General features: G+C 70.1%; 13 protein-coding genes. 5 read left to right on the forward strand and 8 right to left on the reverse strand.

Annotated elements, in window-relative coordinates; genetic code table 11:
* Window positions 1-52: 52 nt before the first annotated feature.
* On the reverse strand, window positions 53-1360 hold the full coding sequence (locus R1Z03_RS20875; RefSeq protein ID WP_317354705.1) for a glycoside hydrolase family 18 protein: 1308 nt from the start codon (window positions 1358-1360) through the stop codon (window positions 53-55).
* Window positions 1361-1536: 176 nt separating this feature from the next.
* Between R1Z03_RS20875 and R1Z03_RS20880 the strand changes: the two genes are divergently transcribed.
* Complete coding sequence (locus R1Z03_RS20880) at window positions 1537-2664, forward strand: esterase-like activity of phytase family protein (RefSeq protein WP_317354708.1); 1128 nt, start codon at window positions 1537-1539, stop codon at window positions 2662-2664.
* A gap of 28 nt (window positions 2665-2692) precedes the next feature.
* Here the strand turns inward: R1Z03_RS20880 and R1Z03_RS20885 are convergent, their stop codons facing one another.
* From R1Z03_RS20885 to R1Z03_RS20895, 3 genes are all read right to left on the reverse strand, one after another.
* On the reverse strand, window positions 2693-3808 hold the full coding sequence (locus R1Z03_RS20885) for an acyl-CoA dehydrogenase family protein (protein WP_317354711.1): 1116 nt from the start codon (window positions 3806-3808) through the stop codon (window positions 2693-2695).
* A 48-nt stretch (window positions 3809-3856) separates the two neighbouring features.
* Window positions 3857-5062, reverse strand: coding sequence for an acyl-CoA dehydrogenase family protein (locus tag R1Z03_RS20890; protein ID WP_284405788.1), 1206 nt, complete (start codon window positions 5060-5062; stop codon window positions 3857-3859).
* Window positions 5063-5125: 63 nt separating this feature from the next.
* Window positions 5126-5839 carry a YceH family protein gene (locus R1Z03_RS20895; protein WP_284429088.1) on the reverse strand — a complete coding sequence of 238 codons (714 nt, stop codon included), beginning with the start codon at window positions 5837-5839 and terminating at the stop codon, window positions 5126-5128.
* A 21-nt stretch (window positions 5840-5860) separates the two neighbouring features.
* Here R1Z03_RS20895 and purN point away from each other — a divergent pair, with 21 nt between their 5' ends.
* A complete protein-coding gene (gene purN / locus R1Z03_RS20900; RefSeq protein ID WP_317354713.1) occupies window positions 5861-6445 on the forward strand; it encodes a phosphoribosylglycinamide formyltransferase in 585 nt (194 codons plus the stop codon).
* Between the two features lie 27 nt (window positions 6446-6472).
* On the opposite strand, the gene R1Z03_RS20905 is transcribed toward purN, so the two are convergent.
* Together R1Z03_RS20905 and xopAW are read right to left on the reverse strand one after the other, a co-directional pair.
* Window positions 6473-7531 carry a sensor domain-containing diguanylate cyclase gene (locus R1Z03_RS20905; RefSeq protein ID WP_317354715.1) on the reverse strand — a complete coding sequence of 353 codons (1059 nt, stop codon included), beginning with the start codon at window positions 7529-7531 and terminating at the stop codon, window positions 6473-6475.
* A 316-nt stretch (window positions 7532-7847) separates the two neighbouring features.
* Entirely contained in the window at window positions 7848-8909 is a 1062-nt protein-coding gene (gene xopAW, locus R1Z03_RS20910) for a XopAW family type III secretion system calcium-binding effector (protein ID WP_317354718.1), read from the reverse strand.
* Window positions 8910-9162: 253 nt separating this feature from the next.
* Between xopAW and R1Z03_RS20915 the strand changes: the two genes are divergently transcribed.
* Window positions 9163-9891: a response regulator transcription factor gene (locus tag R1Z03_RS20915; RefSeq protein ID WP_317354720.1), complete on the forward strand. Its 729-nt coding sequence runs from the start codon at window positions 9163-9165 to the stop codon at window positions 9889-9891.
* Window positions 9891-11051, forward strand: a complete 1161-nt coding sequence (locus tag R1Z03_RS20920; protein WP_317354723.1) for an ATP-binding protein — start codon at window positions 9891-9893, stop codon at window positions 11049-11051. Before R1Z03_RS20915 ends, R1Z03_RS20920 begins: the two co-directional genes overlap by 1 nt.
* 107 nt (window positions 11052-11158) lie before the next feature.
* Here R1Z03_RS20920 and R1Z03_RS20925 read toward each other — a convergent pair whose 3' ends face one another.
* Both R1Z03_RS20925 and R1Z03_RS20930 read right to left on the reverse strand, forming a co-directional pair.
* Entirely contained in the window at window positions 11159-11824 is a 666-nt protein-coding gene (locus R1Z03_RS20925; protein ID WP_317354726.1) for a hypothetical protein, read from the reverse strand.
* Window positions 11825-12016: 192 nt separating this feature from the next.
* Complete coding sequence (locus tag R1Z03_RS20930) at window positions 12017-12283, reverse strand: DUF1653 domain-containing protein (protein ID WP_317354728.1); 267 nt, start codon at window positions 12281-12283, stop codon at window positions 12017-12019.
* A 39-nt stretch (window positions 12284-12322) separates the two neighbouring features.
* Between R1Z03_RS20930 and R1Z03_RS20935 the strand changes: the two genes are divergently transcribed.
* The gene (locus tag R1Z03_RS20935) at window positions 12323-14179 is read left to right on the forward strand and encodes a M48 family metalloprotease (RefSeq protein WP_317354730.1); all 1857 of its coding nucleotides are present in this window, start codon (window positions 12323-12325) and stop codon (window positions 14177-14179) included.
* Window positions 14180-14224: the final 45 nt, after the last annotated feature.

The raw sequence follows: 14224 nt of genomic DNA on the forward strand, positions 1-14224 counted from the left end.
CTGCGACCCAAAGGGCGACAGCGGCCTTCCACCTTTGGCGAGCAGTGATCGTTCAGCGCGAGAGTTCGTCGCCCACGGCGCGCACCAGCTCGCCGCCATCGCCCGACAGCTCCCAGAACATCATGCCGCGCAGGCGGGCCAGCTTCACGAAGCGCGCTTTCTCGCGCAGGGTCTGCGCATCGTCGAAGGTCCAGAACGTGGTGCCGTCGAACAGCCAGGCCGCGCGTGCATGGGCATCCCAGTAGCGGGTGAAGCCCGGCTTGGCCTGGAGGGTCTGGTAGTCCTCGATGCCCGCCTCGTACGTGCCGGCGGGAATGCCCGTGGCCGCCTGGTACAGGCCGCGCTGGGCGTTGGTCACGCCCGTCCAGCCGCGCGAATACAGCGGCGCCCCGACGACGATCTTGTGCGCGGGCACGCCCGCCTGCAGGTATCGGCCCACGGTCTCGACCACCGAGAGTTTCTGCGCGCGGGCCGGGTCGTTCGGGTTCGGCGCGAGCGCGGCCTGGTGGTTGGTGGTGCTTTCCCATGCGCCGTGCAGGTCATACGCCATCACGTTGATGAAGTCGAGCGACCGGGCCACTTCGGCCAGTTCGATCTTGGCGGCGGTCTGCGGGCCGGCCGGCGCGGCGATGGTCAGGCGCAGCTGCGGGTCGATCGCATCGAGCTGGCGGCGAAACTCCTGCAGGAGCAGCGTGAAGTTGCGGGTGTCTTCGGGCCGCACGGTGTTGCCCTCGGCGCCTTCCGCGGCCGGGTATTCCCAGTCGATGTCGATGCCGTCGAACACGCCGGCGGCCGGCCCGTTGCCCGTGGTGCTGCCGTCGGTCCGGCCCTTGATGAACAGGTCGATGCAGGAGGTGACCAGCGCGCTGCGGGATTCGGCGGTGAGCGCGGCGTCGGAGAACCATTTCGATCCGTTCCAGCCGCCCAGTGCGATCAGGACCTTGGTGCCGGGGTAGGCCCGCTTGAGTGCGAGCAACTGCTGGAAGTTGCCGCGCAGCTGCTGGCTGGCATCGACCGCCTGGCCGTCCACGCTCTCTTCGGCGGCCCAGGCGCGCTCCACATCGGCGTAGGCATCGCCCAGCTGGCAGACCACCGGGCCGGCGCCGCCGGCCTGCGCGGGCTGCACGTTGCCGAACGCGTAGTTGATGGTGGTCACCGCGGGAACGCCTCCCTGGGCGACCAGATCCTTGACCTTGAAGTTGCGCGCATAGATGCCCCACGAAGTGAAGTAGCCGACGACTTCGCGCGGCGGGCTGCCGTTGCCTCCGCCAGGGCCGTGGCCCGGTCCGTGGCTCCAGGCGCTGGTGGCCATGAGGGCCATCAGGGGAATGGCCGCAATCTGTTGGATCAAGGTGCGCATGGCGGAAAAACCTCCGAGATGTTGTTGGGGCGGCCACTATAGCGAAATTCCATCTTTCGGAATGTGTGAAATTTCCCCGCCAAATGCCGGGCCGTGAGTGCCATCAGCCTGTCATGCGGGCCCGCTAAGGTCCGGCGCTGTCCACCCCCGCCATCCCCTTGACCGAAGAGCCGTCCATGTTCAGACCCCTTGCCTGCGCTGCCATCCTCTCCGTGTGCCTTGCCGCCTGTGGGGGCAGCGACGGCGGTGCCCGCGACATCAGCGTGCGCCTGATCGGCGAGCAGACCGTGCCGAACACGCTGCAGGTGGGCGGCACCCTGGTGGGAGGGCTCTCGGGCATCGACTACGACGCCGCGCGCGACACCTGGGTACTGGTCAGCGACGACCGCTCGGACAAGAACCCCGCGCGCTTCTATACCGCGCGCCTGCAGTTCGACCCATCCACATTCGCACCCGTGCAGTTCCTGGGCACCATGCCCTTGCGCCAGGCGGACGGCAGCGTGTACCCCGCGCGCACGGCCTCCACGGCGACGAGCCCCGTGCCCGATCCGGAGGCCATCCGCATCGATCCGCGCGACGGCAGCCTGTGGTGGACCAGCGAGGGCGACCGCAGCCTGGGCCTGGACCCGTTCGTGATGCATGCCGATGCCAGCGGCCGGGCCCTGGGCGCGCTGCCCTGGCCAGCGGCTTATCGCATGTCGCCCACGCAGGCGACCGGCGCGCGCAACAACCTCACGCTGGAGGGGCTCAGCTTCTCAGCCGATGGCGCATCGCTGTGGGTCGCCATGGAGGCGCCGCTCTATCAGGACGGCTCGGTGCCCACGCCCACGGCGGGCGCGTATTCACGCATGCTGCAATACAACCGCAGCGGTGCGCTGCTGCGCCAGGTGGCCTATCCGGTCGATCCCATCCAGGCGGTGCCCGGCACGGGCAAGAACGCGGACAACGGCGTTTCGGAAATGCTGGCGGTGGACGACCACCGCTTCCTGGTGCTGGAGCGCTCGGGCGTGCAGGGCAGCGACGATCTGTACCGCATGTACATCCGCCTGTACGAGATCGACACCGAAGGCGCGAGCGACGTGAGCGGCATGGCCTCGCTGGGTTCGGGCGGCTTCACGCCGGTGCGCAAGCGCCTGGTGCTCAACCTGAACACGCTGGGCCTGCGCACGCTGGACAACATCGAGGGCATGGCCTGGGGGCCGCGTCTGGCCAACGGCCACCGCAGCCTGGTGATGGTGTCCGACAACAACTTCAACGACACGCAGATCAGCCAGTTCCTCGCCTTCGAGGTGCTGTCCGAATAGCGCGCTGCGCCACGCCAGGCCCGCCCCGTCAGGCGAAGACGCCGGCCGTGTCCTGCATGCGCGCCGATACCTCGCCCAGGTGGTGCAGCGTGTCGCCGTAGGTCATCTCCAACTGGGTGAGCGTCTTGAAGTAGTGGCTGCCGATGTATTCGTCGGTCACACCGATGCCGCCGTGCAGCTGTACCGATTGCTGGCCCACGAAGCGCATCGACTGGCCCAGCTGCACCTTGGCGCGGGCGATGGCGCGGCGGCGCTCATCCGCCGGGGCGTTGAGCTTGAGGCTGGCGTAGTAGCTCATCGAGCGCGCCAGCTCCAGCTGCATCTTCATGTCGGCCACGCGGTGGCGCAGGGCCTGGAAGCTGGCGATCACCACGCCGAACTGCTTGCGCTGGTTCATGTAGTCCACGGTGAGCGATACCGCCTGGTCCATCACGCCCACGCCCTCGGCGCACACGCCGGCGATGCCGGTGTCCACCGCCAGGGCCAGTGCGGCCAGCCCGTCGGTGGTGACGAGCGTGGCGGGTGCGTCGGCCAACTGCACTTCGGCGGCGCGGCTGCCGTCCTGCGTGACGTAGCCGCGCGTGGTGACGCCCGGGGCGCTGCGTTCGACCAGGAAGAGGGCGATCGCGCCATCCAGTTGGGCAGGCACCAGGAAGGCATCGGCCTGGTCGCCGGCCGGAACGATGCTCTTGAGGCCTGTCAGCGCATGCCCTGATGGCGCCGCCGCCGCGGTGGCTTCGCACACGTCGAGGCGGTAGCGGGCTTTTCGCTCCTGCTGCGCCAGCACAACCAGGGCCTCGCCGCTGGCGATGCGCGGCAGCCAGTCGGCCTGAACGGATTCGGGTGCGTACTGGCCCAGCACGCTGCTGGCGATGAAGGCCTGGGCGAGCGGCTCCAGCACGATGCCCCGGCCCAGTTCCTCCAGGGCCACCATGGCGTCCACCGGGCCCTGGCCCAGGCCGCCGTGCGCCTCGGGCACGGTCAGGGCCGTGAGGCCCAGCTCGGCCAGTTCGTTGTAGGCCGCGCGGTCGAAGCCGCCGGTGGCCACGATGCCGCGGCGGCGCTCGAAGGTGTAGCCCTTGTCCACCCAGCGGCGCACCGCGTCGCGCAGCGATTGCTGGTCGTCCGAGAAATCAAAGTCCATTTTTTTCACTCCTGGCGAAGTTCTCGCCCTGGCGGGAGGGGGTGGGGTTCAGCCCAGAACGGTCTGGGCGACGATGTTGCGCTGCACCTCGTTGGAGCCGCCGTAGATGGTGGTCTTGCGCAGGTTGAAGTAGTTCGCGGCCAGCGGGGCGTTGGCCACCTCGCCGCCCGGGAAGCCGCCCAGCGCGCCGGCGCCCGCATCGCCCTGCCAGCCGGCCTCCATCGCCTCTTCGATGAAGGGCAGGCTGAAGGGGCCGGCGGCCAGCATCATCAGTTCGGCATAGCGCTGCTGGATCTCGCTGCCGCGGATCTTGAGCAGGCCCGCGATGTCCAGCGAGTTCTTGCCGGATTTTTCGGCCGACAGCACCCGCAGCACCAGCATTTCCAGCGCGACGATGTCCACCTCCAGCAGGGCGATCTGGTCGCGAAAGCGCAGGTCGTCGTACAGCCCCTCGGCGCGGGCGATGCGCTTGAGGCGTTCCAGCTCGCGCTTGCTGCGGTTCACGTCGGCGATGTTGGTGCGCTCGTGGCTCAGCAGGTGCTTGGCGTAGGTCCAGCCCTTGTTCTCTTCGCCGATCAGGTTCTCGGCGGGCACCTTCACGTTGTCGAAGAAGACCTCGTTGACCTCGCACTCGCCGTCCAGCAATCGGATGGGACGCACGGTGACGCCGGGCGACTTCATGTCGAGCAGCAGGAACGAGATGCCGGTCTGCGGCTTGCCTTCCGTGCTGGTGCGCACGAGGTTGAACATCCAGTCGCCGTACTGGCCCAGCGTGGTCCAGGTCTTCTGGCCGTTGACCACGTAGTGGTCGCCCACGCGCTCGGCGCGCGTCTTGACCGAGGCCAGGTCCGAGCCCGCGCCGGGCTCGCTGTAGCCCTGGCTCCACCACACCTCGCCGCTGGCGATGCCGGGCAGGAAGCGCTTTTGCTGTTCGGCATTGCCGAAGGCCATGATGACGGGCGCCACCATCACCGGACCGAAGGGGATGATGCGCGGCGCGCCGGCCAGGGCGCATTCCTCTTCGAACAGGTGCTTTTGCACGGCGGTCCAGCCCGGGCCGCCGAACTCCTTGGGCCAGCCGAAGCCCAGCCAGCCCTTCTTGCCCAGGATCTTGGCCCAGCCCTGCATGTCGCCCCGCGTCAGGCGCAGGGCGTTGTGCACCTTGTGGGAAATCTCCGGGGGGAGATGCTCTTTGACCCAGGCGCGAATCGTTTCGCGGAAGGCCTGTTCTTCGGGGGTGAATGCGAGATCCATGCGGTGTGTCTCCTGGGGCTGCCGGTTCGAGCCGATCCGCCGGTTGTAGCACGGTCGTGCTTTTTACTCCTGTCCGGGCGGCGACACGGGCGCAGCGCCTTGCGGCTGCGCTGCCTCCAGCCCCAGTTCCTGGCACAGGCGCTGCACCGTGGCGCGCAACTGGGCCACTTCGGCCTCCAGCGCGGCCACGCGCGGGGCCAGTCCCTGGGCGGCGGGGGCCTCGGCGGCCGAGGCACCGGCGGCGTACTGGCTCGCATCGACCGGGCCGCACAGCAGGTGGGCCCAGCGCTGCTCGCGGGCGCCGGGCGCGCGTGGCAGCTGCACCACCAGCGGGCCGCCTTTTTCTTCGCTGCGCGACTGCAGCTCGTCCAGGAAGGCCTCCACCGAGGAGATGTCGGCGAACCGGTGCCAGCGTTCCGAGTTGATGCGCAACTCGCCCGCGGTTTGCGGTCCGCGCAGCATCAGCAGGGCCAGCAGCACCGCCGACTGGTCGGGCACGCCGATGCCGCGCGGGAAGTTGTGCTCGAACTTCGTCGCCCGGTTGCCGCCGATCTCGACCGCCAGCGTGCGCAGGCGCAGCGAATCGAGTGCCTCCTGGGCTTGGGACTCGGTCAGCTGCATCACCGGGTCGCGGCTGCTCTTTTGGTTGCAGCCGGTCAGCACGCCGTTGAGCGTGAGGGGGTAGCTGTCGGGCACGGTGCGGGCTTTTTCCATCAGCGTGGCGAGCACGCGGGCCTCGGTGGGCGACAGGGGGCGGGTGCGGGGATCGAAGGGCATGGCGGGGGATAATTTCCGGCAATGAAGAACATCGTGATTTTGATCTCCGGCAGCGGCTCCAATATGGCAGCCATCGTGAATGCTTCGCGCCAGCAGGATTGGGCCGGCCGCCACGGCGCCCGGGTGGCGGCCGTGCTGAGCAACAAGGCCGACGCCGCGGGCCTGGCCTGGGCCCGGGCCGAGGGGATCGCCACGGATTCGCTGGACCACCGGGCGTTCGATTCTCGCGAGGCCTTCGATGCGGCGCTGGCCGAGCGCATCGACGCCCATGCGCCGGCGCTGGTGGTGCTGGCGGGATTCATGCGCATCCTGACGCCCGCGTTCGTGGCGCGCTACGCCGGGCGGCTGGTCAACATCCATCCCTCGCTGCTGCCCGCCTTTCCGGGGCTGCACACGCACCAGCGCGCCATCGATGCGGGCTGCGAGGTGGCCGGCGCCACCGTGCACGAGGTGACGGCCGAACTCGATTGCGGCCCCATCCTCGCCCAGGGCGTGGTGCCGGTGCTGCCCGGCGACACGGCGCCGGCGCTGGCCGCGCGCGTGCTGGCGCAGGAACATGCCATCTACCCCCGCGCCGTGCTCAAACTGCTGCACCGGCTGGGCTGATCCGGACCGCCGGGCGGCGGCCCCCGCTCAGGACCAGCCGTCGAACACGCAGACCCGGTTGCGTCCCGAATCCTTGGCCACGTAGAGCGCCCGGTCGGCCCGCGCCAACAGTGCGTGGGGATCGCTCACCTCCTCGAACCCCGCCGTGGCCACCCCGAAGCTGGCGGTGACCGGCCGGTGCGGCCAGGTGCTGGCATTCAATGCCGCATGCAGCTTCTCGGCCACGAGGCGGGCGCCGGTGGCGTGCGTCTGGGGCAGCACCACGCAGAATTCCTCGCCGCCGAAGCGGGCCACGAAATCGCCCGTCCGCACATGGCTGCGGACCACTGCGGCCGCATGGCGCAGGATGTCGTCCCCGGCCGGGTGGCCCAGTTCGTCGTTGACGCGCTTGAAATGGTCCAGGTCCACCATCACCAGGCTCAGCGGCTGCCCGGCCTGCTTGCCTTCGTCCCAGCTGGTGCGCAACTGCCGGTCCAGGCAGCGCCGGTTCCACAGCCCGGTGAGCCCGTCGGTCATGCTCTCCAGTTCAAGACCGGCCATGGCCTGGCGCAGCTCCAGCTGGGTCACCACCTGGCGGGCCAGCGATTCGAGCGCGCGGCGCTCGGCGTCCGTCAGGGTGCGGGGCTCGCGGTCGATCACGCAGACGGTGCCGATGGGCATGCCATCCGAGGTCACCAGCGGCGCACCGGCATAAAACCGGATGCCCGGCTCGCCGGTGACCAGCGGGTTGCCGGCAAAACGCGGGTCCAGGTGCGCATCGGGCACCTCGAACACGTAGTCGGGCTGCAGGATGGCATGGGCGCAAAAGGCCAGCTCGCGCGGGGTTTCGGGGGTGTCCATGCCGGTGCGCGACTTGAACCACTGCCGCTCCGCGTCGATGAGCGAAATCAGTGCGATCGGCGCCTGGCACACCGCTGACGCCAGCATGGTGAGGTCGTCGAAAGCCTGTTCGGGGCGGGTGTCGAGCACGCGCAATTTTTCCAGGGCTTCCAGGCGCTGCGGCTCGTTGAAGGGCAGGGGGGCACCCTGGGATGGGGGCGATTGCGTGGCCCCGGCGGGAGCGTCGGGTTTCTGGATGGGGGGCATCAATGGCTTCACTGAAGGAATGACAGTGAGTGTGTACGCAGCATCCGGTCATTCCGTTGTATCCATTTGATACGGCCAGGGTCTTTGCCCGGGGATACAGACGGCAGCGTGGCAGGCATGCCGATGAGTTTGCTATAAAAAATATAGCTATATGCCCTAGATGATATTGCGCTGGAGCTGTTTTTTTGCTCCAATGCCATCGGCGCGGGGTGCCGGTCCACGCAGCTCGTCCACTGACGGGCTGTGCAGCACTGCGTGGACCGGCAAAACCAAAGGGCCGGGCGCCCGGTGCCTGCGGGCGCGGCCGGCGGCCCTCTCAGGCCAGGGCGCTCAAGGTGCTGGCGTTGCTGCTGGTGGTCCACGCGCCGGCGGCCGCCGCGTATTGCCGGCGTGCCTGTTCGGCCAGCTGGGTCAGGTCCAGCCGCTGGCCGCTGCGGGAGGCGCTGGCGGTGCTGTCGTCCTGGCCGGTACCGCTGCTGCTGGCCGTGCTGGTGGCATTGGCCGTCGCCCACTGCGTCAGCTGGTCGATGAACGACGACGACTCGCTGGCGCTGAGCTGCTGGTCGCCGTCGGTGTCGATGGCATTGAACAGCGCGGTGACCGCATCCGTCGTGCCGCCGGATGTGCTGGTGGTGCTGGCCGCCGCCAGTTCCGAGGCCGACACGACACCGTCTTCGTTCGTGTCCAGCACGTCGTAGGTGGTGCTGCCGGACGATGCGCTCGCGCTGCTGGCGCCCCCCGCTCCGCTGGGCCCGCCCGGACCACCGGGTCCACCCGGGGGTGGGGGCGGCATGCCGCCCGCCTGCGGTCCGCCCGCGCCGCCCTGGCCCGAAGGCCGGCCGGCATCGAACTCCGCCTGCGACAGGCTGCCGTCACCATCCGCATCCAGCTGGCCGAACAGCTCGTCGCTGCTGGTGCCGGTGGCGCTGGCGGTGCCGCCGGAGATTTTTTCCAGGAGGGCTTGCAATTCCGCCTGGCTCACCTTGCCATCGCTGTCGCCGTCCACCTTGCCGAACAGGTCGTCGCCGGCCTGGCCGGTGGCGCCGCTGCCGGCGTCGCTGCGCGACTGGGCGAAGTCCAGGGTAGAGCGCTGCGGCAGCACGCTCTCCAGCGTCTTGGACAGCTCATCGCTGCTCAGGCTGCCGTTGCCGTCGCTGTCGTACTTCTGGATCAGGTCCGAAGCGCTGGTGCTGCTGTCCACACCGCTTTTCTTCGCCACCTTGTCCAGCAGCCCCTGCAGCTCGGTGCCGTCCACGCCGCCGCTGCCATCGGCATCCAATTTTCCGAACAGGCGCTCCGGCGAAGGTCCGGGGCGCGAAGCCCGCTGGACGCTCGCACTGGACCACGCGCTGCCGACACTACTGATGGTCGTCATCATCGTTCCTTTCGTTCCAAGGGTTGGCGGCTGCCGCGCCGTCGTGCGTCCCGGGAGCGGGGCGCGCGCACCGGCAGCAGCCTGCAGCCCATTCTTGGAAGCGCCGGTAACGGCGGTTTGTCCCGTTTGTATCGGGCCTGGTACGAAAGGGTTGGCCAAGGCGCGAACAGCGGGGAAAAAGCCCGCCAGTTCCCGCGCAACGCCGCGCGGGCGCTGCGTACACTGGGGCGGCAACCCCGCTTTTCCGCCCGCTCCCATGCAACACATCCTGGTGGTCGATGACGACGACGACATCACCGCGCTGCTGACGCAGTACCTTGCCCGCTTCGGCTATGCCACCCATGCGGCGCGCGATGCGCAGACCCTGCGCGAGCGCATGGCCGCGCAGGCCATGGACCTCGTCGTGCTGGACATCATGCTGCCCGGCACCGACGGCATCACCCTGGCGCGCGAGCTGCGCGAGCGCTCGGCCGTGCCCATCATCATGCTCACCGCGCGCGCCAATCCGTACGACTGCGTGCTCGGGCTGGAAATGGGCGCCGACGACTACATGAGCAAGCCCTTCGAGCCGCGCGAGCTGGTCGCCCGCATCCAGAACGTGCTGCGGCGCGCGGCGGGCCGTCCCGCGGCCGAGCCCGCGGTGCCGGACGACGTCGTGCGCTTCGACGGCTGGGCGCTGCACAGTGTGGAGCGCCATCTCGTCTCGCCGTCCGGCGTCACCGTGCCGCTCACCAACGCCGAATACCGCCTGCTGTGCACCTTCCTGCGCATGCCGCGGCGCGTGTGCAGCCGCGACCAGCTCATGGAGCATGCGCGCGGCCGCACCATGGATTCGTTCGAGCGCAGCATCGACCTGCTGGTCTCGCGCCTGCGCCACAAGCTGTCGGACGACCCGCGCGCACCCGCCTTCATCCGCACGGTGCGCGGCGTGGGCTACCTGTTTCACACCCAGACCGTGCAGGGGTTGGCGGGCAGGACGCAGTGATGCGGGCCGCGGCCACCGCGTCGATGGCGCCCGCGCGCGCAGGGTGGCGCCGCTGGCTGCCGGACACCCTGTTCGGCCGGCTGGCGCTGCTGCTGTTCGTGGCCGTCACGGCCAGCCACGTGCTGGCCCTCACGCTGATGTTTGAGCTGCGCCCGGCCGGCATGGGCCCGCCGCCGCCACCCGGGGCCGCCATGGACGGCGATGCCGCGCGGCGCCCGCCACCCGCCCGGCCACCCGAACCCGGTGGCCCCTCGCGCGAACGCCGCCCCGGATTTCTGCACGCGGGCCTTGCGCTGGACATCGGGGTGCGGCTGCTGGCCCTCATGCTCGCCGCCTGGTGGGGGGCGCGCTGGCTGTCGCAGCCCATCCACCGGCTGGCCCGCGCCGCGCGCGATCTGGGTGGCGATCTCCACGGCCCGCCGCTGCCCGAGGATGGCCCCGCCGAATGCCGCGAGGCCAGCCGCGTCTTCAACCAGATGCAGGCGCGCATCCGCCAGCAACTGGCCGAGCGCGACGGCTTCGTGGCCGCGGTGTCGCACGACCTGCGCACGCCGCTCACCCGGCTGCGGCTGCGCGCCGAAACCCTGCACGACGACGGCGAGCGCGAGCGCTTTTGCCGCGACATCGGCGAGATGGACGCCATGATCACCGCCACGCTCGACCACCTGCGCGGCGTGGCCCATGCCGAGCCGGTGGCGCCGCTGGACATCGGGGCGCTGCTGCAGAGCCTGGTGGACGACGCGCAGGACTGCGGCCACGCCGTCACGCTGCAGGGCAGCGCGCGGCCGCTGCCGGCGCGGGTGGGCGCGCTGCGCCGCTGCATCGGCAACCTGGTGGGCAACGCCGTGCGCTACGGCGGCGGCGCCGAGATCACGCTGAGCGAGGATGGCGCCGCGGTGCGCATCGCCGTGCGCGACCATGGGCCCGGCCTGCCCGAGCAGGAGCTGGACCGGGTGATGCAGCCCTTCTACCGCGTGGAGGGCTCGCGCAACCGGCACAGCGGCGGCGTGGGCCTGGGGCTGTCGATCGCGCACGACATCGCGCAGCGCCACGGCGGCAGCCTGCAGCTGGGCAATGCGCCAGGCGGCGGTCTGGTTGCCACCGTCACGCTGCCGCGCGGGGACGGGAACGGGGACGGCCAGGCAATGCGTTTGCTATAAAAACAATAGCTGCGGAGGCAATCAACCTTCTGGCGCTGGCACGTCGGCGCATCGAATTGCTCTGGCGGGGGCCGGCAGGGAATGGCCCGCGTCGCCCCCCGCTCCGGCTAAGACCGTTGGAAGAAATGGCGCAGCCGCTGCGCGATTCCCCCGGAGGGGGCATGCGCCGGCGCGGTGGTGGCCGCCGCCGCGGTCGGCAAGCGGGCTTGCGCCTTGGCCTGGGCCTTGGCCCGCGCCTTGTCCTCGGCATCGAACAGATCCTGCAGGGTGACCCTCGTCGCTTGTGCCTCCAGCTCGGGCTCTTCGGCGATGGTGAACAGGGTCCGGCCTTGCAGTCGGGCCATCGCGGCTTGCACCTCGGTGCTCTCGTCGGCCTGGATCTCCTCGGCGTGTGCCGAATCCGGTACGGGCTGCGCTGCGGGCGGCGGCTCCTGCCGGATCGCCGGGTGCGCCCCGGAAGGGGCTTGCGCCGCCGGCGGTTCCGCTGCGGGGCGGGGGAGCGGGGCGGTAAAGGCCGGTCCCGCGCTCGCGTTCATGTAGCGGATGGCGGAGGCCACGTCGGACGCCCGCTGGCTGGCAGTGCCGTCCAGGGGCTGGCGCGGCCGGGGCGCCGTTTGTGGCCTGGAATGGCGCCCCACCAGGCCGGACAGCAGGCCGCCACCGCCGTGGCTGCTGCTGGCTTTGGGCGCCGTACCCACTGTTTTCCCGGGCGAGGTCGACGGGGCCGCGTTCGGGGTGGGACGGGAGTGCGGCAGCAGTTTGGAAAATTTCACGGACCAGACCTTCGTTTCAACTGGCACAGACCAGAGGATGAAACAGGATGGTGTTCCTGGTGCAGTGGAATTCGTTTTGCCGCACGAACGCGCCGTGGCCCATCCGAAGCTGGCGTATTGCAACGGATTAGAATTAATTTGCTATAAAAATAATAGCTGCCAAGGCATTCGGATCTAGGGCATTCGGCACTTCTATGGCTTGGCCGCGGGCACGGCTTCCGGCGATGCCTGCACCCGCTGAAAGCGCGGCTGTGCCCGTCCGTCGATCACCACGGTTTCCTCGAACATCGCGGCGGGCCGCACCCACAGCCCTCGCTCGCCGTAGAGCGCGCGGTACAGCGTCATGGGCTCCAGCGTCTCGCTGTGGCGCGCGGTGTCGATCACCTCGTACAGCAGGCCCTTGTAGTGGCGATAGAGGCCGGGCGGGGTGGGGCGCAGGGCGGGAAGGTCGTCGGTCATGGATACGATAAGGGATTGGCAAACGGGGGATGGCGGGACATGGACCAGGCGGATTTCGTTCACATGGTGCGCATGAGCGAGCACGCGAGCGCTGAAGACTCCAGCGCGTACCGGCGCAGTGTCGCCGCTTTCGCGGCCCTGGGGTACGCCTGGGTGGTGGGTTGCCTGCTGCTGTCGGCGGGGCTGCTGGCCTGGGTGTTGCCCCAGTTGTGGCATGGCCGCTTTCGCGTGGCCTACGTGTGGGTGGTGCTCGGGGCGGGCGGCCTGCTGTGGACCTGCCTGCGCGCGCTCTGGGTGCGCATCGATGCGCCCGATGGCCTGCCCATCACGGCGGCCGATGCGCCCGGCCTGTTCGAGGCGCTGGAGCGCATCCGCACCAAGGTCAAGGGCCCGGCGCTGCACGGCGTGTACCTGGACGGTGACTTCAACGCCAGCATCCGGCAGACGCCGCGCTGGGGCCTGTTCGGCGGCGCGGTCAACCACCTCACCATCGGCCTGCCGCTCGTCATGGCGCTGGACAAGCCGCGCCTGATGGCCGTGCTGGCGCACGAATATGGCCACCTGCGCGGTGGCCACGGCCAATTCACCGCCTGGATCTACCGCACGCGGCTGGGCTGGCTGCGCCTGCACGAGGGCCTGCGCGATGGCAGCGGGCCGGTGGCGGCGGCCACGCAGGCCTTCCTGCGTTGGTACTTCCCGCGCTTCGCCGCGCGGACGTTCGCCCTGGCGCGCCAGGACGAATACGAGGCGGACCGCATCGCCGGCCGGTTGCTGGGCCCCGACGTGGCGGCCGCTGCGCTGGCCGAGATCGAGATCAAGGCCGCCTGGCTGGCGGACGAGTTCTGGCCCGGGCACTGGCGCACGGCCGTGGCCCACCCGCTGCCGGTGGGTCCCTACGGCGCCCTGCGACGCCTGCTGGCGATGCCGGTCGAGGCCGGCTTCGCCCAGGAGGCGCTGCGCCAGGCCGTGCGGCGCATCAGCGGCGTGGACGACACCCACCCGGTGCTGCGCGACCGGGTCGAGGCGCTCACCGGTGCGCGGCCCGCCCTGCCCGAGGGATCGCGCCGCGGCGCCCTGTCGCTGCTGGGCCGCGATCCGCAGCGCTGGATCGACCATTTCGACCGCCTGTGGTGCCAGGAAAACGCCACCGGCTGGAAGGAACACCACGCCTGGCTGACCCGGGTGCGCGAACGGGCCGAGGCGCTGAAAGCCAGCGCGGCCCGCCACAACGCCGACGAAACCGTGGAATGGGCCACGCTGCTGCGCCAGCTGGACCCCGCCGCCGATGTGCGCCCCCTGTACGAGGCCGCCCTGCAGCGCAGCAGCGAGCACGCCGGCGCGCTGCAGGGGCTGGCCCGCTGCCTGCCGGCCCCCGACCGGGAGGCCCGCCTGGCCGTTCTGGCGCGGCTGTGGGATGCGGCGCCAGCTCGGCGCTGGTGGGTGGCCAATGCCGCCGTCGCCGAACTGGAGACGACGCGGCCGGGCCTGGAATACGACGCCGAGGGCCTCAAGCACTGGCGCGAACGGCTGCGCCAGGCGGGCGAGGCCGAGGAGCGGGCGTGGGAGGAGCTGTCCACCCCGCCGTACTTCAGCCGGGTGGTGCGGCACGATCTCTCGCCGTTCGAACTGAGCGAGGTGCAGTCCGAACTGGCCCGCTGCCGCCCGGTGGCGAAATGCTGGATCGTGTGCAAGGCCCTGCGGGAGTTTCCCCAGCGGCGGGCCTACCTCGTCTTCGTGCTCCTGCCGGCCATGGACGATGAGGACCGCTACCGGCTGTGCCGCTGGCTGGAGCGAAACCTCAGCCTGCCCGGGCCCGCGCTCGTGCTGTGGGCGGGGGAGTCGCCCACGCTGCAGGAGATCGAGCGCTCGGCCTTCGCGCCGGTGCTGTCGAGATAGCACCGGCGAGGGCCCCGGCGGGCCGGGGTGGCGCCAGTGGGACAA

It is taken from the genome of Acidovorax sp. BLS4 (genome assembly GCF_032929295.1).
GTDB lineage: Bacteria > Pseudomonadota > Gammaproteobacteria > Burkholderiales > Burkholderiaceae_C > Paracidovorax.